Source organism: Pseudomonas sp. FGI182, from assembly GCF_000511325.1.
Taxonomy (GTDB): Bacteria; Pseudomonadota; Gammaproteobacteria; order Pseudomonadales; family Pseudomonadaceae; genus Aquipseudomonas; species Aquipseudomonas putida_Z.
This window is the reverse complement of sequence record NZ_CP007012.1, coordinates 3,929,080-3,949,719: the sequence shown is the minus strand read 5'-3', so window position 1 is coordinate 3,949,719 and position 20,640 is coordinate 3,929,080. Positions and strand designations below refer to the sequence as shown.

19 protein-coding genes are annotated in these 20,640 nt (G+C 63.3%); 10 read left to right on the top strand and 9 right to left on the bottom strand.

Annotated features, from left to right (window positions below; genetic code table 11):
- From C163_RS17420 to gloB, 4 genes are all read right to left on the bottom strand, one after another.
- Entirely contained in the window at positions 1–1,836 is a 1,836-nt protein-coding gene (locus tag C163_RS17420; protein WP_025339939.1) for an extracellular solute-binding protein, read from the bottom strand.
- Positions 1,833–3,662 (bottom strand): extracellular solute-binding protein, encoded by a 1,830-nt coding sequence (locus C163_RS17415; protein WP_218187084.1) that lies wholly within the window; start codon positions 3,660–3,662, stop codon positions 1,833–1,835. Before C163_RS17415 ends, C163_RS17420 begins: the two co-directional genes overlap by 4 nt.
- A 278-nt stretch (positions 3,663–3,940) precedes the next feature.
- The gene (locus tag C163_RS17410) at positions 3,941–5,371 is read right to left on the bottom strand and encodes a lytic transglycosylase domain-containing protein (protein WP_025339937.1); all 1,431 of its coding nucleotides are present in this window, start codon (positions 5,369–5,371) and stop codon (positions 3,941–3,943) included.
- 100 nt (positions 5,372–5,471) lie between these two features.
- On the bottom strand, positions 5,472–6,251 hold the full coding sequence (gene gloB / locus C163_RS17405; protein WP_025339936.1) for a hydroxyacylglutathione hydrolase: 780 nt from the start codon (positions 6,249–6,251) through the stop codon (positions 5,472–5,474).
- 85 nt (positions 6,252–6,336) lie between these two features.
- On the opposite strand from gloB, the gene C163_RS17400 reads away from it, so the two are divergent.
- The 5 genes from C163_RS17400 (at position 6,337) to C163_RS17380 (ending at position 12,308) form a co-directional block, all read left to right on the top strand.
- Positions 6,337–7,110 (top strand): class I SAM-dependent methyltransferase, encoded by a 774-nt coding sequence (locus tag C163_RS17400; RefSeq protein ID WP_025339935.1) that lies wholly within the window; start codon positions 6,337–6,339, stop codon positions 7,108–7,110.
- Positions 7,111–7,123: 13 nt separating this feature from the next.
- A complete protein-coding gene (gene rnhA / locus C163_RS17395; RefSeq protein WP_003261021.1) occupies positions 7,124–7,570 on the top strand; it encodes a ribonuclease HI in 447 nt (148 codons plus the stop codon).
- A 51-nt stretch (positions 7,571–7,621) separates the two neighbouring features.
- Positions 7,622–8,380 carry a DNA polymerase III subunit epsilon gene (gene dnaQ / locus C163_RS17390; RefSeq protein WP_025339934.1) on the top strand — a complete coding sequence of 253 codons (759 nt, stop codon included), beginning with the start codon at positions 7,622–7,624 and terminating at the stop codon, positions 8,378–8,380.
- Positions 8,381–8,671: 291 nt separating this feature from the next.
- Positions 8,672–9,622: an IS110 family transposase gene (locus tag C163_RS17385; protein WP_025337292.1), complete on the top strand. Its 951-nt coding sequence runs from the start codon at positions 8,672–8,674 to the stop codon at positions 9,620–9,622.
- Positions 9,623–10,058: 436 nt separating this feature from the next.
- Complete coding sequence (locus tag C163_RS17380) at positions 10,059–12,308, top strand: Orn/Lys/Arg decarboxylase N-terminal domain-containing protein (RefSeq protein WP_025339933.1); 2,250 nt, start codon at positions 10,059–10,061, stop codon at positions 12,306–12,308.
- On the opposite strand, the gene C163_RS17375 is transcribed toward C163_RS17380, so the two are convergent.
- Complete coding sequence (locus tag C163_RS17375) at positions 12,292–12,510, bottom strand: hypothetical protein (protein WP_003261019.1); 219 nt, start codon at positions 12,508–12,510, stop codon at positions 12,292–12,294. The two genes, C163_RS17380 and C163_RS17375, sit on opposite strands and share 17 nt — an antisense overlap.
- Before the next feature lie 157 nt (positions 12,511–12,667).
- Here C163_RS17375 and C163_RS17370 point away from each other — a divergent pair, with 157 nt between their 5' ends.
- The gene (locus C163_RS17370) at positions 12,668–13,228 is read left to right on the top strand and encodes an NADPH-dependent FMN reductase (RefSeq protein WP_025339932.1); all 561 of its coding nucleotides are present in this window, start codon (positions 12,668–12,670) and stop codon (positions 13,226–13,228) included.
- A 172-nt stretch (positions 13,229–13,400) separates the two neighbouring features.
- Here the strand turns inward: C163_RS17370 and C163_RS17365 are convergent, their stop codons facing one another.
- Entirely contained in the window at positions 13,401–15,467 is a 2,067-nt protein-coding gene (locus C163_RS17365; RefSeq protein WP_025339931.1) for a TonB-dependent receptor domain-containing protein, read from the bottom strand.
- 220 nt (positions 15,468–15,687) lie between these two features.
- On the opposite strand from C163_RS17365, the gene C163_RS17360 reads away from it, so the two are divergent.
- The 3 genes from C163_RS17360 to C163_RS17350 are packed head-to-tail and all read left to right on the top strand — an operon-like array spanning position 15,688 to position 16,650.
- A complete protein-coding gene (locus C163_RS17360; RefSeq protein WP_003261017.1) occupies positions 15,688–15,936 on the top strand; it encodes a helix-turn-helix domain-containing protein in 249 nt (82 codons plus the stop codon).
- An 11-nt stretch (positions 15,937–15,947) separates the two neighbouring features.
- A complete protein-coding gene (locus tag C163_RS17355) occupies positions 15,948–16,295 on the top strand; it encodes a head completion/stabilization protein (protein ID WP_025339930.1) in 348 nt (115 codons plus the stop codon).
- A complete protein-coding gene (locus C163_RS17350) occupies positions 16,288–16,650 on the top strand; it encodes a hypothetical protein (RefSeq protein WP_025339929.1) in 363 nt (120 codons plus the stop codon). The genes C163_RS17355 and C163_RS17350 overlap by 8 nt, the downstream gene beginning before the upstream one ends.
- Here C163_RS17350 and C163_RS17345 read toward each other — a convergent pair.
- Positions 16,647–17,039, bottom strand: coding sequence for a helix-turn-helix domain-containing protein (locus tag C163_RS17345; RefSeq protein ID WP_025339928.1), 393 nt, complete (start codon positions 17,037–17,039; stop codon positions 16,647–16,649). The genes C163_RS17350 and C163_RS17345 overlap by 4 nt on opposite strands.
- A gap of 200 nt (positions 17,040–17,239) precedes the next feature.
- Here C163_RS17345 and C163_RS17340 point away from each other — a divergent pair, with 200 nt between their 5' ends.
- Positions 17,240–17,503 (top strand): ogr/Delta-like zinc finger family protein, encoded by a 264-nt coding sequence (locus tag C163_RS17340; RefSeq protein WP_025339927.1) that lies wholly within the window; start codon positions 17,240–17,242, stop codon positions 17,501–17,503.
- A 79-nt stretch (positions 17,504–17,582) separates the two neighbouring features.
- Here C163_RS17340 and nuoN read toward each other — a convergent pair whose 3' ends face one another.
- Both nuoN and nuoM read right to left on the bottom strand, forming a co-directional pair.
- Complete coding sequence (nuoN, locus tag C163_RS17335; protein WP_025339926.1) at positions 17,583–19,052, bottom strand: NADH-quinone oxidoreductase subunit NuoN; 1,470 nt, start codon at positions 19,050–19,052, stop codon at positions 17,583–17,585.
- Between the two features lie 7 nt (positions 19,053–19,059).
- Entirely contained in the window at positions 19,060–20,592 is a 1,533-nt protein-coding gene (nuoM, locus tag C163_RS17330; RefSeq protein ID WP_015271056.1) for an NADH-quinone oxidoreductase subunit M, read from the bottom strand.
- Between the last annotated feature and the right edge of the window lie 48 nt (positions 20,593–20,640).

The following is a 20,640-nucleotide window of genomic DNA, read 5'->3' as shown; positions in this document are numbered from 1 at the left end:
TTATTCGGCCTCGTCCGCAGTGGTTTCGCTGACGGCCGGGGTTACGCCGGGCTTGATCCACCAGGTGTCGATGCCGATGTCGTACTTGGGCGATACGTCCGGGTGGCCGATGTGGTTCCAGTAGGCCACGCGCCAGGTCTTGATGTGCCAGTTGGGGATCACGTAGTAGCCCCACAGCAGTACGCGGTCGAGAGCCCGGCAGTGGTCGATCAGGCTCTGCCGCGAATCGGCATTGATCAGCTGTTCCACCAGCTGGTCGATGGCCGGGTCGCGCAGGCCGATGAAGTTGCGGCTGCCGGGGTTGTCGGCGGCGGCACTGGACCAGAACTCGCGCTGCTCGTTGCCCGGCGAGTTGGACTGCGGGTAGCCACCGACGATCATGTCGTAGTCGCGCGAGCGCAGGCGGGTGATGTACTGGGACACGTCGACCCGGCGGATGTTCAGGTCGATGCCGAGGTCGGCGAGGTTGCGCTTGAACGGCAGCAGGATGCGTTCGAACTCGGTCTGTGCCAGCAGGAACTCGATGCTCACCGGCTTGCCCTGGGCGTCGACCATCTTGTCGTCGACGATTTTCCAGCCGGCTTCCTGCAGCAGCTTGTAGGCCTGGCGCTGCTGTTCGCGGATCATGCCGCTGCCGTCACTGACCGGGTTGTGAAAGGCTTCGCTGAATACCTGCTCGGGGACCTTGCCACGCAGCGGTTCGAGGATTTTCAGCTCGCTGGGGCCGGGCAGGCCGCGGGCGGCCATTTCCGAATTGTCGAAGTAGCTGCCGGTACGGGTGTAGGCGCCGTTGAACAGCTGCTTGTTGGTCCACTCGTAGTCCAGCAGCAGGCTCAGCGCCTGGCGCACGCGCACGTCCTGGAACACCGGGCGGCGGATGTTGAAGATGAAGCCCTGCATGCCCGTGGGGTTGCCGTTGGGCAACTCCTCCTTGATCAGGCGACCATCGCGCACGGCGGGTACGTCGTAGGCGGTGGCCCAGTTCTTCGCGCTGACTTCCAGCGCATAGTCGAACGCCCCGGCCTTGAGTGCTTCCAGGGCGACGGTGGTGTCGCGGTAGGAGTCGAAGGTCATGACGTCGAAGTTGTAGAAGCCGCGGTTGATCGGCAGGTCCTTGGCCCAGTAGTCCTTGACCCGCTCGTAGCGCACCGAGCGCCCGGCCTTGACCTCGGCGACCTTGTACGGGCCGCTGCCCAGCGGGATTTCCAGGTTGCCGCGGTTGAAATCGCGGCTTTCGTACCAGTGCTTGGGCAGTACCGGCAGCTGGCCGAGAATCAGCGGCAGCTCGCGGTTGTTCTTGTGCTTGAAGGTGAACAGCACCGTCAGCGGGTCTTCGGCGACCACTTCGGCGACGTCGGCGTAGTACTGGCGGTACAGCGGCGCGCCGTCCTTGATCAGGGCATTGAAGGTGAACACCACGTCGTCGGCGCGCATCGGGTGGCCGTCGTGGAAGCGTGCCTCGGGGCGCAGGTAGAAGCGCACCCAGCTGTTGTCCGGGGCCTTTTCGATCTTGCCGGCCACCAGGCCGTACTCGGTGAACGGCTCGTCCTGGCTCTGGCGCATCAGGGTGTCGTAGATGCTGCTGATGTTCTCGGCCGGCACGCCCTTGTTGATGAACGGGTTGAGGCTGTCGAAACCGCCGAAGCTGGACTGGCGGAAGGTGCCACCCTTGGGTGCGTCAGGGTTGACGTAGGCGAAGTGCTTGAAGTCGGCGGGGTACTTGGGTGGCTCGTCGTACAGGGTGAGCGCATGTTGCGGTGCGGCCAGGGCGGGAAGGCTCAGGCAGGCAAGCAACAGGCTGCCGGCCAGCCGGCGCAGTCGGTGCGTTGGCGTCATTGGGCTTTCTCCGAAGTCTTGATCCACCAGCTGTTCAGCCCAAGGGTGTAGGGCGGCGTGGTGACGAAGGCGAACCGGTTGCGGTAGGCCAGGCGATGATTGTCGAGGTACCAGTTGGGGATCATGTAGTACTGCCATGAGAGCACGCGGTCCAGGGCGCGGGCGGCGGCGACCTGGTCATCGCGGGTACGGGCGGCGAGCAGGGTGTCGAGCAGATGGTCGACCACCGGGTCCTTGACCCCAGCATAGTTCTTGCTGCCCTTGGTCGTGGCCTGGCTGGAGTGGAAGTACAGCCACTGTTCGAGGCCGGGGCTCAGGGTCTGGTTCAGGGTCATCAGGATCATGTCGAAATCGAACTGGTCCAGGCGTTGTTTGTACTGGGCGCGGTCCACGGTACGCAAGCGCGCATCGATGCCGATGCTGGCCAGGTTTTCGACATACGGTTGCAGGATGCGTTCAAGGTTGGGGTTTACCAGCAGCAGCTCCATGCGCAGCTGCTGGCCCTTGCTGTCGACCAGGCGCTGGCCGTTCAGCTTCCAGCCGGCCTCGGCGAGCAGGCCGAGGGCCTGGCGCAAGGTCTGGCGGTTGATGCCACGGCCTTCGGTCTGGCTGACCTTGTAGGGTTCGCTGAACAAGGCGGCCGGCAACTGGTCACGGAACGGCGCCAGCAGCAGCCATTCCTTGCCGGTGGGCAGGCCGGTGGCGGCGGACTCGCTGTTGGGGTAGTAGCTGGTCGAGCGGCGGTAGGCGCCGCTGAACAGCGCGCGGTTGGTCCACTCGAAGTCGAGCATCAGCCCCAGCGCCTGGCGTACCCGTGGGTCGCTGAAGGTGGCCCGGCGGCTGTTCATGAACAGGCCTTGGGTTTGCGTGGGGATGCGGTGCGGGATCTGCGCCTTGATCACCTCGCCCCGGCGCACGGCCGGGAAGTTGTAGCCGTTGGCCCAGTTCTTCGCCTGGTGCTCGATATAGATGTCGAACTCGCCGGCCTTGAACGCTTCGAACGCGACCGTGGCGTCGCGGTAGAACTCGTATTCCACGCGGTTGAAGTTGTATTTGCCACGGTTCACCGCCAGGTCCTTGCCCCAGTAGTTCTTCACCCGTTCGAACACCAGCCGGCGCCCAGGCTGGACCTGGGTGATGCGGTAGGGGCCGCTGCCCAGCGGGGGCTCGAAGGTGGTGGCCTTGAAGTCGCGCTTTTGCCAGTAGTGCTTGGGCAGCACCGGCATTTCGCCCAGGCGCAGGATCAGCAGCGGGTTGCCGGCGCGCTTGAACACGAAGCGGATGCGCAGCGGGCCGAGGATGTCCACCCGCTGCACTTCCTGCAGGTTGGTGCGGTAGATCGGGTGGCCATCCTTGAGCAGCGTGCGATAGGAGAAGGCCACGTCTGCCGAGGTGATCGGCTTGCCGTCATGCCAGTGGGCTTCCGGGCGCAGGTTGAACACCACCCAGCTGCGGTCCTCGCTGTACTCCACCGAGCGGGCGATCAGGCCGTAGCTGGAGGTCGGCTCGTCGCCGGACGGGTCGTACTGGCCGGTGCCGACCATCAGCGGCTCGTTCAGCTCGCTGATGCCGTATTGCTGGAAATTGGGCGTGGTAATCGGGCTCGACCCCTTGAAGGTGTAGGGGTTGAGGGTGTCGAAGGTACCGAAAGCCATGGCCCGCAAGGTGCCGCCCTTGGGCGCTTGCGGGTTGACCCAGTCGAAATGGGTGAATGTGGCTGGGTACTTGAGCGTGCCGAACTGCGCGTATCCGTGGCTTTCGCTCACCATCGCGGCTGCGGGAAAGCTCAAGGCCAGGCTGAGTGACAGCAGGAGGGGACGTATCAAGTCGGCATCCGATCCAGAGGCGTTGGGCTTTGATCGGGGTACAGTAACAGCTTGGTGGGGTTGGAAAAAGAGAGGTTTTGAAGGTGGGGTTGGCGGGCGTGCCTGCTTCTGTCCAATGGGAATGACGCGGTAGCTGTAGGAGCGGCCTTGTGTCGCGATCGGGCTGCGCAGCAGCCCCAGCGATATCGGCATCACCTTCAATAATCTGGGGCTGCTGCGCAGCCCGATCGCGACACAAGGCCGCTCCTACAGCCACCGCGTCATGCGGCAGGCGGGGATCAATGCGAGAGGTAGACGGTGAGGGTCTGGCCTGGCTTCAGGGCATGGCCGCTGCGCGGGTTCCAGCGTTTGAGGTGCTTCATTTCCACGTTGAAGCGCTTGGCCACCAGATACAGCGAATCGCCTTTGCGTACCTTGTACTGCGTGGAGCGCTGCCCGGAGGCGGCTACCCGATTGCCAGCAGCGCTCGGCGCGCTGCCACCGCGCAGGGCCAGGACCTGGCCAGCGCGCACGCTGTTGCCGGAGAGGCGGTTCCAGCGCTTGATGTCCTTGACCGAAACGCGGTTGGCCTTGGCGATGGCGCCCAGGTTGTCGCCGCGCTTGACCCGGTAGCTGCGCGCCGCCACCGGGGCCTTGGCTTCGGCCACGGCGCGGGCGAACACCGCCTTGTTCGGCTGCAGGCTGACCAGTTGCTCGGGCTTGAGGTTGGACAGGCTGTCGCTCAGCAGCTGCGCCTTGGCGGTGGGTACCAGCAGCTGCTGCGGGCCATCCACGGTCATGCGCTTCTTGAATGCCGGGTTGAGCTGGATCAGCTCGTCTTCGTCGATGTTGGCGAAGGCCGCTACCCGTGACAGGTCGAGGCGGTCGTTGATGGCCACCGCCTCGAAGTAGGGTTCGTTGGCGATCGGGTTCAGGTTCACGCCATAGGCTTCCGGCGTGAGTACCACCTGCGACAGGGCCAGCAGCTTGGGCACGTAGTCGCGGGTTTCCTGCGGCAGCGGCAGGTTCCAGTAGTCGGTGGGCAGGCCGAGCCGTTCGTTGCGCTCGATGGCGCGGCTGACCGTGCCTTCGCCGGCGTTGTAGGCAGCCAGGGCCAGCAGCCAGTCACCGTTGAACATGTCGTGCAGGCGGCTGAGGTAGTCGAGCGCGGCGTTGGTCGAGGCGGTCACGTCGCGACGGCCATCGTAGAAGTTGGTCTGGCGCAGGTTGAAGTGGCGGCCGGTGGACGGAATGAACTGCCACATCCCCGCGGCATGGGCGCGCGAGTAGGCCATCGGGTTGTAGGCGCTTTCGATGGCTGGCAGCAGGGCCAGCTCCAGCGGCATGTCGCGTTCTTCGAGGCGCTCGACGATGTAGTGCAGGTAGAGGCTGCCACGCTCGCCGGCGCTTTCGATGTAGCTTGGGTTGCTGGCGAACCACAGGCGCTGCTGCTCGATGCGCGGGTTGACGTCGATGTTGTCCTGCAGGGCAAAGCCCTGGCGCATGCGTTCCCACACGTCCTGTGGTGCCTGCTCGGCCGGCTTGACCAGCAGCGGTGAAGGCTTGTGCTTGATCCGCGCCTGGTAGTTGTGCGCGCGAACGCTATCGGATTCGTCGAGCTGACGGGTGCTCTGGCAGCCCACCAAAGTGGCGGCCAGGGCCAGCGCACTGATTTGGGCCAGGCGCGTCAGGGCGACGGAATGAGAGGTTCTGCGGCTACGTGAAGACATCGGCTGACACAGGTTTCCGGGCGAAAAATTTCGGCGATTCTAGAAACCGCTCCGGGCCTGGTCAACCTTTGACCATCGCTTGCGATATATCTTGAGGTTATCAGAAGGTGTCCTTCCAAGACCTCAAGGCAGCAAAAACAGCGACATGCGAGGGGTTTGAATGTCCCTTCCATTCGTCTGCTTTTTGTTTAACTAATGTTTCAGAGGTGCGCAGGAAGGGGTTGGTCAGGCGCTCCAAACCGATTGTTGATGGCAATGTGATGCGATTGTCGGCACGCAAACGGGTAACGTCCTCGAACCGCTGCTGAACGTGCGGGTTGTCGGGTTCCACCGCCTTGGCGAAACGCAGGTTGCTCAGGGTGTATTCGTGGGCGCAGTACACCTCGGTCTGCTCTGGCAGGGCTGCCAGGCGGGCGAGGGCTGGCTGCATCTGTTCGGGGGTGCCTTCGAACATGCGCCCGCAACCGGCGGCGAACAGCGTGTCGCCACTGAACAGCACCGGCGTTGCCGGCTGGTCGCTGAACAAGGCGATATGCCCCAGGGTATGGCCGGGCACGGCCAGCACCTGGAAGGTCACGCCCAGCACGGTCACCTGGTCACCTTCGTCCAGCGCCAGGTCACGGCAGGGAATGCGCTCGTGGGCCGGGCCGCAGACCCGCGCGCCGGTCAGTTGCTTGAGCCGTTCCACGCCGCCGACGTGGTCGTTGTGGTGGTGGGTGACCAGGATGTCACTCAGTACCCAGCCGGGGTTGGCCGACAGCCAGCGTTCCACTGGGCCGGCGTCACCCGGATCGACCACCGCGCAGCGGCGTTTGGCAGTATCCTGTAACAACCAGATGTAGTTGTCGGAGAAAGCGGGGAGAGCATCGATCTGTATCATGGTGCGGATCCGATTCGCCTAGCGTGGCACATGAAGGCATCTTATCCGCGATGGCGCGGTGCGAGAACCTTCGAGGGAGAGCGCAATGACCGACCAAGCCTTTGCCCAGGCCGACCCGGACTGGGTCAAGCTGATCAGCCTGGCCCGTGAGTGGTTCAACGGCCCACTCGGCCAACTGATGCTCAAGGAGGAGGAAAAACTGCTGGAAGAAGAGCTCGGGCGCTTCTTCGGGGGTTACCTTGTGCACTACGGGCCCTGCGCCGAGCCACCGCCCAGCGCGCCCCAGGTGCAGCGCAACGTGCGCCTCGGCGCGCCGCTGCCGGGGGTGGAGATTGTCTGCGAGGAGCAGGCCTGGCCGCTGAGCGAGCACGCCGCCGACGTGGTGGTGCTGCAGCATGGCCTGGATTTCTGCCTTTCGCCCCACGGCCTGCTGCGCGAGGCGGCCAGCGCGGTGCGCCCTGGCGGGCACCTGCTGATCGTCGGGATCAACCCCTGGAGCAGCTGGGGCATGCGCCATTTCTTCAGCCACGGCGCCTTGCGCAAGGCCCGTTGCATCTCGCCGTCGCGGGTGGGCGACTGGCTCAACCTGCTGGGCTTCGCGCTGGAGAAACGCCGCTTCGGGTGCTATCGTCCGCCGCTTGCCTCACCGGCCTGGCAGCAGCGCCTGGCGGGCTGGGAACGGGTGGCCGGCGGCTGGCAGAGCTCCGGTGGCGGGGTATACCTGCTGGTAGCGCGCAAGATGGTGGTGGGCCTGCGGCCGTTGCGCCAGGAGCGTCGCGAGCCGATGGGCAAGCTGCTGCCGCTGCCACTGGCCAAGGTCAACCGCACGGCGGCCAACCCGGATACTGAAAAGCACTGAACATGAGTGGTACATGAGCGAAAGCGTCGAGATGTTTACCGATGGTGCCTGCAAGGGCAACCCTGGCCCTGGCGGCTGGGGCGTCCTTATGATCTACAAGGGCGTCGAGAAGGAACTGTGGGGCGGCGAACGCGAAACCACCAACAACCGCATGGAGCTGATGGCCGCGATCCAGGGCTTGATGGCGCTGAAGCGCGAATGCGAAGTGGTGCTGACCACCGACTCGCAGTACGTGATGAAGGGCATCAACGAATGGATGACCAACTGGAAGAAGCGCGGCTGGAAAACCGCGGCCAAGGAGCCGGTGAAGAATGCCGACCTGTGGCAGCAGCTGGATGAGCAGGTCAACCGCCACAAGGTGACCTGGAAGTGGGTGCGCGGGCATATCGGCCACCCCGGCAACGAACGCGCCGACCAGCTGGCCAACCGCGGGGTCGATGAGGTGCGCGCCAAGCGTTGAGCTGGGGTACAATTCCGGCCTTTGTAACTGATGCAAGTTGGAGCGCCCCGCGTGGAGCAGCAGCAAGATAAACGGTTCGTCATTCTCGATACCGAAACCACGGGTATGCCGGTCAGCGAAGGCCACCGGATCATCGAGATCGGCTGTGTCGAGGTCATCGGCCGGCGCCTGACCGGGCGGCACTTCCACGTCTACCTGCAGCCGGACCGCGAGAGCGACGAGGGCGCCATCAACGTCCACGGCATCACCGATGCCTTCCTGGTCGGCAAGCCACGCTTTGGCGATGTTGCCGAGGAGTTCTTCGAGTTCATCCAGGGTGCCACGCTGGTCATCCACAACGCGGCGTTCGACGTTGGCTTCATCAACAACGAATTTGCCTTGCTGGGCCAGCAGGACCGCGCGGACATTTCGCAGCATTGCACCATCCTCGACACCCTGCTGCTGGCGCGCTCGCGCCACCCGGGGCAGCGCAACAGCCTGGATGCGCTGTGCAAACGCTACGACATCGACAACTCGGGCCGTGAGCTGCACGGCGCATTGCTCGACTCGGAACTGCTGGCTGACGTCTACCTGGCGATGACCGGTGGCCAGACCAGCCTGTCGCTGGCCGGGCATGGGGCAGAAGCCGGGGATGAAGGGACGGGTGCTGGTGGCAGCGAGATTCGCCGTATTACCGGGCGTGTGCCCGGCCGGGTGATCATGGCCAGTGCCGAGGAGCTGGAGGCGCATGCCGAGCGCCTGGCGGCCATTGCCAAGTCGGCGGGTGGGCCATCCATGTGGCAGGCTCTGACCGAGACACCTGCTGGCTGATTTCTTTGCTTGCCTTGGGTTGTGTGGTGCCTGTGAGATCGAGCGCCGCCCGCGCGGCGCTTCGCGGGACAAGCCCGCTTGTGTCTTGATGGGGGATTAGAATTTGGAGTGAGAGCGGTGAATGGCAAGCTGAATGCCGTAGGTGCCTTGAGCACGTGTGGGAGCAAAAGCTGCCATTCACCGTTCCACTTTGGCGAGAGCCCGAACAGTTGGATGCGGCTCTGATCTCGAATCACAAGCGTGGGCCAAGCCAAAGTCCTCTCACTGTGTTGAGTTTAGGAGGTTTTGGTGATGGCTTCCTTCTTGGGTATCGATGTTTCCAGTCTCTCCCTTGATGCTGCGGTGCGGCCACAGGGCATCAAAATGCATTTAAGCAATGATCCAACAGGGTTTGAGGCGCTACTGGAGAGCCTTCGCAAGCTCAGTATCAAGCGCGTCCTGTTAGAGGCGACGGGTGGCTACGAGCGAGATGTCATGTGTTTTCTACAGGACGCTGGCTACAAGGTCATACGCGTCAATCCCAGGCGAGCCAGGTCATTCGCTGACTCTTTAGGCATCAAGGCCAAGACTGACGCCATCGACGCCGAGGTTCTGGCGCACTATGCCGAAGTCATTCCAGATCAACCCTCTCTGCGAGTCAGCCCCGAACGAGCGCTTCTGCGAGAGTTGCTTCAGCAACGTGATCGGATGGTTCAACAGCGAGATGACGACCTGCGGCGCCTGAAGCAGGTGCAATCGACTGCAGTTGCTAACTACCTGAATGCCAACCTGAAACACTTCAAGGCGCAGATCAAACGGGTTGAGTGTGAGATCGAACAGCAAATCGCGATGCTGAACGACGAACGGGTTGCCCAGCTGATCAAAGTGAAAGGCATTGGGATGGTGACAGCGGGCAAACTAATAGCGCTGCTGCCGGAGCTAGGTCGGGTTGAGTCCAGAGAAATTGCCTCCCTGGTTGGGGTGGCGCCCTTCAACCACGACAGCGGGAAATTCATGGGCAAGCGCTCTATCTCTGGCGGGCGATTTGCGGTCAGGCGATCGCTGTACATGGCATGCCTTGTGGCGATGAAATACAACCCAGCACTCAAGGCTCGTTATCAGTCACTGCGGGAGCGCGGAAAACTTCCCAAAGTCGCTATCGTGGCCTGCATGAGAACGTTCATCGTGCGGTTAAATGCCATGCTCAGAACGGGTACATCATGGCTCGATCTAGTGCTACCGCAGCCTGAAGGTACAACGTAAATCCAGAACGCAGCGTGAGCCGCCTGGAAGCGGGCTTGCCCGCGAAGCCAACACCGTGGTGGATGGCACGGGCTTCGCCCGTGTTCGCGGGCAAGCCCGCTCCCACAGGGATCGCGCCAGCTTTTTGAAATTGAGCAAGACAGTTGCTCCCACATCTGTTTCGGGCCAGTCACTCCTGTGAGCTCACCTCTGTCCGCCTTGTTTGTTCCATTCGATATCGAAGGGCACGCCGCGGCCACCTCATCAATTTCCAGCCATGCACCAAGGCTGCAACCCACCTGGTACAGGATTAACTGGCCCGAAACAGATGTGGGAGCGGGCTTGTCCCGCGAAGCGCCGCGCGGGCGGCGCTCGATTTACGTGCCACCTCAACACTCAAGACAAACACCTCAACTACCCTGAAATGGACGCCATGTCCTTCGGAGGTAGCCACCTGATGTACAAGGACCTCAAGTTCCCCATCCTCATCGTGCACCGCGCCATCAAGGCCGACAGCGTCGCTGGCGAGCGTGTGCGGGGCATCGCCGAGGAACTGCGCCAGGACGGCTTTGCCATCCTCGCTGCCGCCGACCATGCCGAGGCCTGCCTGGTCGCCGCCACCCACCACGGCCTGGCCTGCATGCTGATTGCCGCCGAGGGCGTCGGCGAGAATACCCACCTGCTGCAGAACATGGCCGAGCTGATCCGCCTGGCCCGCCTGCGTGCCCCCAACCTGCCGATTTTCGCCTTGGGCGAACAGGTGACCCTGGAAAACGCCCCCGCCGAAGCCATGAGCGAGCTCAACCAGCTGCGCGGCATCCTTTACCTGTTCGAAGACACCGTGCCGTTTCTTGCGCGCCAAGTGGCGCGTGCCGCACATATCTACCTCGACGGCCTGCTGCCGCCGTTCTTCAAGGCCCTGGTGCAGCACACCGCGCAGTCCAACTATTCCTGGCACACCCCGGGCCACGGTGGCGGCGTGGCCTATCGCAAAAGCCCGGTGGGCCAGGCCTTTCACCAGTTCTTCGGGGAAAACACCTTGCGCTCGGACCTGTCCGTTTCCGTGCCGGAGCTGGGCTCGCTGCTCGATCACACCGGCCCCTTGGCCGAAGCCGAAGCCAGGGCCGCGCGCAACTTTGGCGCCGACCACACCTTCTTCGTCATCAATGGCACCTCCACGGCCAACAAGATCGTCTGGCACGCCATGGTCGGCCGCGACGACCTGGTGCTGGTGGACCGCAACTGCCACAAGTCGGTGGTGCACGCGATCATCATGACCGGTGCCATTCCCCTCTATCTGTGCCCGGAGCGCAACGAACTCGGGATCATCGGCCCGATCCCGCTCAGCGAGTTCAGCCCCGAGGCGATCCAGGCGAAGATCCAGGCCAACCCTCTCGCCCGTGATCGCGGGCAGCGCATCAAGCTGGCGGTGGTGACCAACTCCACCTACGACGGCCTGTGCTACCACGCCGGCTTGATCAAGCAGACCCTGGGCGCCAGTGTCGAGGTGCTGCACTTCGACGAGGCCTGGTTCGCCTATGCGGCGTTCCACGAGTTCTTCACCGGGCGCTATGCCATGGGCACGGCCTGCGCGGCAGACAGCCCGCTGGTGTTCAGCACCCATTCCACCCACAAGCTGTTGGCCGCGTTCAGCCAGGCCTCGATGATTCATGTGCAGGACGGGGCCAGGCGCCAGCTGGACCGTGACCGCTTCAACGAAGCGTTCATGATGCACATCTCGACCTCGCCGCAGTACAGCATTCTCGCTTCGCTGGACGTGGCCTCGACCATGATGGAAGGGCCGGCCGGGCGTTCGCTGCTGCAAGAAATGTTCGACGAGGCGCTGAGCTTTCGCCGTGCCCTGGCCAACCTGCGCGAGCACATCGCCGCCGACGACTGGTGGTTCAGCATCTGGCAGCCGCCGAGCGCCGAAGGCATCCACCGCCTGGCCGCGCAGGACTGGCTGCTGCAGCCCGGGGCGGAGTGGCATGGCTTTGGCGAAGTGGCGGACGACTATGTGCTGCTCGACCCGCTGAAGGTGACCCTGGTGATGCCGGGCCTGAGCGCGGGCGGTGCGCTGGGCGAGCATGGCATCCCGGCGGCGGTGGTCAGCAAGTTTCTCTGGGAGCGGGGGCTGGTGGTGGAGAAAACCGGCCTGTACAGCTTCCTGGTGCTGTTCTCCATGGGCATCACCAAGGGCAAGTGGAGCACCTTGCTCACCGAGTTGCTGGAGTTCAAGCGCCACTATGACGGCAATACCGCCCTGAGCAACTGCCTGCCGAGCGTGGTGGCTGCCGATGCCTCACGCTATCAGGGCATGGGCCTGCGCGACCTGTGCGACCAGTTGCATGGCTGCTACCGCGCCAATGCCACGGCCAAGCAATTGAAGCGGCTGTTCACGCGCTTGCCGGAGGTGGCCGTGAGCCCGGCCCGGGCCTATGACCAGATGGTACGCGGTGAGGTGGAGGCGGTGCCGATCGAGGCGCTGCTGGGGCGGGTGGCGGCGGTGATGCTGGTGCCGTACCCGCCTGGTATTCCGTTGATCATGCCGGGGGAGCGGTTCACCGAGGCGACCCGCTCGATAGTCGATTACCTGGCCTTCGCCCGGGCGTTTAACCAGGGCTTCCCAGGTTTCGTCGCCGACGTGCACGGCCTGCAGAACGAAAGCGGCCGCTACACGGTGGATTGCATCAAGGAATGCGAATGATCTCGACGCCGCTGCGCGCCAGCTCGAAGCGGTTTTCACCCAGGTGGTTGACCTTGTCGCCGATGGCCAGGCGATAGGTGGTGATGGGGGCGCCCAGCGTGCTGCCGTCGGTTTGCAGGGTCGATTCCTGGAACTCGTGCACGGGGTAGATGCGGCCTTCGGCGTCACGGGCGTGGAATTGGCCGACCATTACTGCTGCCATTTGGGTGGAAACCTCTGAATTACGTGGGAAATGTCTGCAGGCATAGACCGTGGAACAGCGTCGGAAGTTTTCGCCCCGCGGAAAAAAAACCAAAGCGCCGAGGAACGGTCATCTATAACTACAACGTCCCTTTACCCAGCAGAGGTTGGAAATTGCCATGAGCCAGGTGTATTCGGTAGCAGTGGTCGTCGGTAGCTTGCGCAAGGACTCCTACAACCGCAAGATCGCCCGCGCACTCTCGGAGCTGGCGCCGTCCAGCCTTGCCCTGAAAATCGTCGAGATTGGCGATTTGCCGCTGTACAACGAGGATGTCGAGGCCGAAGCACCGCCGGAAGCGTGGAAGCGTTTTCGCGACGAGATCCGCCGCAGTGATGCGGTGCTGTTCGTTACCCCGGAGTACAACCGCTCGGTACCTGGCGGCCTGAAGAATGCCATCGATGTGGGCTCGCGGCCTTACGGGCAAAGCGCCTGGAGTGGCAAGCCGGCGGCGGTGGTCAGTGTGTCGCCGGGGGCCATTGGTGGCTTTGGCGCCAACCATGCCGTGCGCCAGTCGCTGGTGTTTCTGGACATGCCGTGCATGCAGATGCCCGAGGCCTACATTGGCGGCGCGGCTAGCCTGTTCGACGATGCGGGCAAGCTCAGTGACAAGACCCGACCGTTCTTGCAGGCGTTTATCGACAAGTTCGCTTCCTGGGTGAAGTTGAACAGGGTGGTTTGACCTGCCTTGAGCAATTATCGCTGAGCGCACGAACCCTGTAGGAGCGGCCTTGTGTCGCGAAAGGGCTGCGCAGCAGCCCCAGGATTTCAGCTTCGCAACATAAATTGCCGGGGCTGCTGCGCAGCCCTTTCGCGACACAAGGCCGCTCCTACAAAAAGCTGTGCGCAGCGGATTAGCGGAAGCTGTAGGAAACCCCGGCATACACGCCAAAGCCTTCGCCCGGCGTCGAACGGGCCTCATCCTTTCCTGCATCGTTGTAGCCAGGTGTCACCGTCGCCGCATAGCGCTTGTTGGTGAGGTTGCGCAGGTCCAGCCAGGTCTGCCAGTCCTGCTTCGGTGAATCCCAGCCCAGGCGTGCGCCGAGCAAGGCATATTCATCGGCGTGGTAGCTGTTGGCGTAGTCCACCTGCACCTTCGACGCCATCTGCGTGTTCACCCCGGCGTAGAAACCGCTCGGCCAGTCATAGCGCAGCTCGGCCTGGTAGTAGTGCATCGGGATGCCCGGCAGGCGGTTGTCGCCGAACTTGTCGTCATCGCGGTAGTGGAAGTCACTGAAGGTGTAGGCCTGGCGCAGGCTCAGCCTGCCAGTACCGGCACGTTCCCACAGAGTACTGTCGAGGCCGGCTTCCACGCCTTGGTGCACGGTGGCGCTGGCGTTGAATTCCTTGGCCGGAGCGCCTTGCACGATCTCCACCGCCAGCAATTCATGGCGAACCTGCGAGTAGTACCACGCCAGGTCCCAATGCCCCAATGCCGATTCGCCGCGTGTGCCCAATTCCAGTGTGGTGGCCGTCTGGTTTTGCATCTCGATCGGTTGGTTGGCTGTGGGCGCACTCCAGATCAGGGCCCAGGGATGGGGAGGTTCGACCGAGCGGCTCAGGTTGCCGTACACCTGCAGGTCCGGGCTGATGTCATAGCGCAGCCCCAGGCGTGGTGCATAGTCCCAGTCATGCTGGCTCACTTTTCCGCCCCCGGCAGGGTGGTAGGTGACATCACTTTCACGGCGGGTATAGATCATCGCCAGGCCTGTGGTCAGCCACAGGTTCGGTACCAGCTCCAGGTCATTGCCCACATGCAGCACGGTGTCCGAGCCCTGGTAGGTGAAGTCGCGGGTGCGCTCACCGAACACGTCGCCATTGCGGGTGAACTGCGAAGCACCGCTGTTGGGCAGGTGCTTGGTGGTGCGCCAGCCGACGGTGGTCTTGCTCTCGTGGCCGAACAGGGTGTCGCGGCGGAAGTAGTTCAAGGTGCCGCTCACATCGGTATAGGCCACCTTCAGGCGCATCGGGCCTTCGCGCAGGTCCATCGGGTAGTCGTGGTAGACCAGGCCAGCTTCCAGGCGCGCATCGTCGTCGAGGTAGAAGGTGGTCTTGTTGCCCACCCAGGTACTGCCCGGTTGCGGGCGGCTGTCGTCGCGGGCCAGGTAGGCCGGGTTGGCCGCGCGCGGGTGGTGCTTGATCTGCTCCTTGGTCAGGCGCCCGGCCAACTCGTTCTCGGTTTCCCGGTAGCGCAGGTAGAAGCGGGTTTCCAGGTTCGGGTTGAAGCGGTAGCCGACGTTGGCGGCAACCCCCTTGGCGCTGCCGCTGCTGTGCGCCTGGTAGCCGTCATATTCCGAATCGGTCAGGGCCACGTAGTAGTCGAGGTTGCCCAGCACCTGCCCCGAGCTGATGTGCCGGTGCTGGTAGCCGCGGCTGCCGACTTCGTAGCGCACCTGCAGCGGCGCGGCGTCGTAGCCGTTGTGGGTGACGTAGTTGATCGCACCGCCAAGGGCGAGGGAACCCTGGTCGAAGCCGTTGGCGCCGCGCAGCACTTCGGCACGGCTCAGCCACAGCGGCTCGAACAGCTCGTAGGGCGTACCGCCCGGGCCGGTCAGGGGCAGGCCGTCGAACATCGTGTACACCCCGGAACCGTGGGCACCCGGTGCGCGGTTGATGCCCGAACCGCGGATCGACAGCTTGATGCCATCGTTGCCCGCCGATTGCGCGAACACCCCGGGCTGGTAGGCAAGTACATCCTGGTTGCTGGCAACCCGGCCTTGCCCTACACGCTGCATGTCCACCAGGTTGCTGGCGCCCGGCACTTCGTGCAGGCGTTCGCTGGCGGCGGTCAGGTCGTTCTGCTCCTCATTGGTGATCAGCACCTGGCCCAACTCGACCGAAGGTGCCGCCAGGGCGGGCTGGGAGGCAGCGAAAGCAGCCAGCAGGCCGAGGCAGGATGGTGGGGGCAAAACGCAACGCATTGTACGACTCCAGGCGAAAGGCGAATGGACAACGGCGTTGAGACGAGCGAAATGCCGCTTGGAGCACGAGGAAAGTCGACAAATATCGCGCAACCTTCGTCAGACGGTTTTGTACGAAAGTTCTTTACAAGCCGTAGCGATGGAGCAGGGCGACCTGCGCTTCGTAAGGTGATTGCAGACCGGCAGCGATGCCTCGCTCAATCACCCGTGGAGTTCAAACATGACTGACAACGCACGACACTCGCAGCAACCCCTGGCGGACGCCCCGGTTCGCCTGACGCCACGTGAACGGCAAGTGCTGTTGTGGTGCGCCTACGGCAAGAGCTCGTGGGAGATTGGCCAGATCCTGGAGTGCAAGGAATCGACGGTGAACTTCCATGTGTCGAACATCCTGCGCAAGTTCGATGTGCCCACGCGGGTGGCTGCGGTGATCAAGGCCATTCGCTACGGCATGCTGGCCGAGCAGTGAGGGGGTGAAGCATGGGCAACGATCCTCGGTTACCGCGTTTTGCCGACTGCCATGACCCGTTCTGGCCACGGGTGGACCTGGGCAGGTTGCGTGAGCGCCTGAACCTGCAGCGGCCTGTCAGTGAGGCTGCGCTGGAAGTGGCCGCACGCTGCGCGGCCATCGACGCGGCACGCGAATTCGCGCGCTGGCGCGCGGTGTTGCGAGAACGGGGCTACAAGCGCCTCGAGGATGTGACCGGGCATGACCAGGGGCGTGCATTGCGGGTGTGCTATATCCGCTTTGTCGAAGCCGCGGTCATGCATAGCCTGGGCTCGACCGCCTACCTGCCCGCCGCACACCGAGGGGCTGCCCATGACTGAAGAATCTGTTTTCGACAGCCTGGCCCCGGCACTGGTGGAGTTACTGGGCGTGGATGGCAATGTACTGTTCGCCGCATTGCTGGGGGCTTTGCTGGTGAGCGCGGCGCGCGACCGCTTGATCACCAACACGGCCAGGCGCCTGACGCTGGGCAAGAAACTGTTGCTGGTGTTCGTGACCGTGGGGGTGGGCCACCTGTTCGAGCCGCTGGTCTCGTCACTGGTGCCCCTGCTGAGCCGTGGCATGGCGGCGTTCGTGGCTGCCGTGGTGGTGATCCCCATCAGCCTCAAGGTGATGGTCTGGCTGGATACCCTGGACCCGCGCGAACTCATCCAGCGCTGGCGCCGCCGGGGTTAGCCGCTGGCGGCATTGGGCGGGCGACTGGTCAGCGCGCTCAATTGCCGTTCCAGCTGCTGGATGCGTTGCTTGTCCTGGACCAGCAGGAGAACGGCCTGGCGATCGGCAAGCGACAAGGTGCGCAGGCGCGCGAGCATGTCGTGTTCCCAGCCGTCTTCGTCCAGGCCTGCGCGATGTCGTTCGGGTTCACCCAGCAGAAGCCAGTCCAATGAGCATGCGTATTGCCTGGCGATGTCTATGCAAAGTGAATAAGGAATGCTGTCGCGCACCTTCCAGCTGCTCAATGTCTGCGGGCTGATCGAAAGCGCTCTGGACAGCTCGGCGTCGGATTCCGTAGCGGTCAGAAGCTTCAGCCGTGTCAGCACCGAAGCAAGTACGTGGGTACTCATAACAAATATCCATGACTGGTTTAATGATATTCCATGGGCTTAAACTACTCGTTATGAATACAGCCCTGCGTTTTAAGGAGCGTTCCTGCAATGAGAAGCATCAAACTGAAGAATACACCTATATATGCAGCCAATACTGATAAAATCGGACGACTATTCTCACAGAAGGTAAGCCTGAACAATGCTTGCAGGTACTTGCCGTGAGTACATACAAGCTGGTTTGCCCGCATTGCCACAGCCGGATGCGCATACGCACCAGTGAAGGGCGTCATATTTTCCTGCGGATCGCCTATTTGCAATGCACCACCGAGGCATGTGGCTGGTCGGTGCGCGCCGAGTTCGAAATGACCCATGAACTCTCGCCCAGCGGCATGCCCAACCCGGAAGTGTACCTGCCTTCGGCCAATGGTGATTTACGCAAGGCAGCGCTGCCGGGGTCCGCGCAGGACAATCCCGGTAAATGAGCCTTCATGCTCACGGATAAAAAGCGCGCAGATAAAAAAACACCCCGCATGAGCGGGGTGTCTTGTTTTGCCGGGGCGATCAGCCGATCAGTTGCAGGCCGGCTTGCTGGACCATTTCCAGCAGCGGTTGCGGGTACACACCCAGCACGAAGGCGAGAATGGCGATGGCCAGCAGCATGACGCCGCCGGTGCGCTGTTCCCACTTCAGCGGGGCGTCGTGGCGACGCAGGTTCGGCTCGACCAGGTACAGGGTGACCATGACGCGCAGGTAGTAGTAGACACCGATGGCGCTACCGATCACCAGCGCACCGACCAGCCACCACAGGTGCGACTCGACGCCAGTGGCAATGATGTAGAACTTGCCGATGAAGCCGGCGGTCAGCGGGATGCCCGCCAGCGACAGCATCATCACGGTCAGTACCGCAGTCAGGTACGGACGGCGCCAGAACAGGCCGCGGTACTCGTACAGTGCATCGGCGTCACGGCCGCCGTAAGGCGAGGACATCAGGGTGATGACGCCGAAGGCGCCCAGGCTGGTGATCACGTAGGTGACCAGGTACACGCCCATGGCTTCCAGGGCCAGGCCCTTGCTGGCGACCAGGGCGATGACCAGGTAACCGAAGTGGGCGATGGACGAGTAACCGAGCAGGCGCTTGAGGTTGCTTTGGGTCAGTGCCAGCAGGTTACCGATCAGGATCGAGGCCACGGCAATCACCGCCAGTACCGTGCTCAGCACGCCGCTGCTGGCAGCAGGGGAGAGCATGAACAGGCGCACGACCACGGCGAACACCGCAACCTTGCTGGCGGTGGCCAGGAAGGCGGCGACCGGTGCCGGGGCGCCTTCGTACACGTCCGGGGTCCACAGGTGGAACGGTACCAGCGACAGCTTGAAGGCCAGGCCGACCAGCATCATGCCCAGGCCCAGCTGGGCCACCAGGCTTGGCATGCTGGTGGCGGCCAGGGCCTTGCCGATCTGGTCGAAGCTCAGGCTGCCGGCGTCGGCGTACAGCAGGGCCATGCCGAACAGCAGGAAGGCCGAGCCAGCGGCCGAAAGCACCATGTACTTGATGCCGGCTTCCAGCGAGCGCTTGTTGAAGAAGGCATACGCCACCAGGCCGTAGACCGGTACCGACAGCAGCTCCAGGCCGATGAACAGGCCGGCCAGGTGGTTGGCGCTGACCAGCACCAGGCCACCGAGGGCCGACATCAGCAGCAGCAGGTACAGTTCTTCACGGTTGCCCGGGAAGCCCTTCGAGCCTTCGCCGAGGTAGGCGTGGGCGAGGGTGACGCAGGCCAGCGTCGCCACCAGGATGATCGCCATGTACAGGCAGGCGAACTTGTCGATGGTGATCAGCGGGGTGACCGCCAGCGGCGCAACCTTCAGCGCCGGCAGGATCGACAGCAGGGCCAGGTTGAGGCCCACGGTGGACAGCAGGAAGGTCTGCGAGTGGTTGCGCTTCCAGGCGATCGCCAGCATCACCACCACCGTGGTGATGGTGGTGATCAGCATCGGCGCCAATGCGATGAAGTGTTGAGTGGTGAATTCCATAGCGCTCTTACCGGGCCGAAGCGAGTTGAGTGAAAGCGGAACCGAGCCACTGCTGCACACCACTCATGGTGGCGGCAGAGGTGTCGAGGAACGGCTGCGGATACACGCCCAGCAGGATCAGCAGTACCGCCAGACCCAGGACCATGATCAGCTCGCGACCGTCCATGCCGGCCAGCACGGTGTCGGTCTTGGCCGGGCCGAAGTAGGCGCGGTGGATCATGATCAGCGAGTACACCGAACCGAACACCAGGCCAGTGGTGGCGATCACGGTGATCCACGGCACGCTGGCGAAGCTGCCGATCAGGATCAGGAACTCGCCGACGAAGTTGCCGGTACCGGGCAGGCCCAGGGAGGCGGCGGCGAAGAACAGGCTGATGGCTGGCAGGTAGGCGATGCGGTGCCACAGGCCACCCATCTGGCGCATGTCACGGGTGTGCAGGCGCTCGTACAGCTGGCCGGCCAGGATGAACAGCGCGGCAGCGGACAGGCCGTGGGCCAGCATCTGGATCACCGCGCCTTGCAGGGCCTGCTGGCTGCCGGAGTAGATACCGATCAGTACGAAGCCCATGTGCGAGACGCTGGAGAAGGCGACCAGGCGCTTGATGTCGGTTTGCGCGAAGGCCAGGAAGGCACCGTAGAAGATACCGATCAGGCCCAGGGTCATGGCGATTGGCGCGAACTCGGCCGAGGCGTTCGGGAACAGCGGCAGGGCGAAGCGCAGCAGGCCGTAGGCCGCAGTCTTCAGCAAGATACCGGCCAGGTCCACGGAGCCTGCGGTCGGTGCCTGGGCGTGAGCGTCAGGCAGCCAGGAGTGGAACGGCACCACCGGCAGCTTCACCGCGAAGGCGATGAAGAAGCCCAGCATCAGCAGGTACTCGGTACCGGCTGGCAGTTCGGCCTTGAGCAGGTCGCTGTAGTTGAAGGTGATCACGCCGGTGTTGGTGTAGTTGACCAGCACCAGGCCGAGGATCGCCACCAGCATGATCAGGCCGCTGGCCTGGGTGAAGATGAAGAACTTGGTCGCCGCGTAGATCCGGGTCTTCTTGCCGTCCGACGAGCTGTGACCCCAGAGCGCGATGAGGAAGTACATCGGCACCAGCATCATTTCCCAGAAGAAGAAGAACAGGAACAGGTCCAGGGCCAGGAACACACCGACCACGCCGCCGAGGATCCACATCAGGTTGAGGTGGAAGAAGCCGACGTGACGCTGGATCTCTTTCCAGGAGCACAGTACCGACAGCACACCGAGCAGGCCGGTGAGCAGGATCATCAGCAGCGACAGGCCGTCGAGGGCCAGGTGGATGCTGATGCCGAAGCGCTGGATCCACTGGACTTTGTATTCCAGGGCCCAGGCAGGCTCGGCGCCCGGAGCGGGGGCCAGGGTGTAGTCGCCGTTACCCCACAGCCACAGGCCGATGCCGAGCAGCAGGGACATGGTCAGCAGCGCGATCCAGCGCGGCAGGGTGGCGCCGAAGCGCTCACCCAGCCAGCACAGGAAGCCGCCGATGAAGGGGATCAGGATCAGCCAAGGCAAAATCATGACGGGTTCGTTTCCTTTTGCAGGGTCGCAAGGTTCGCAAGGTTCATG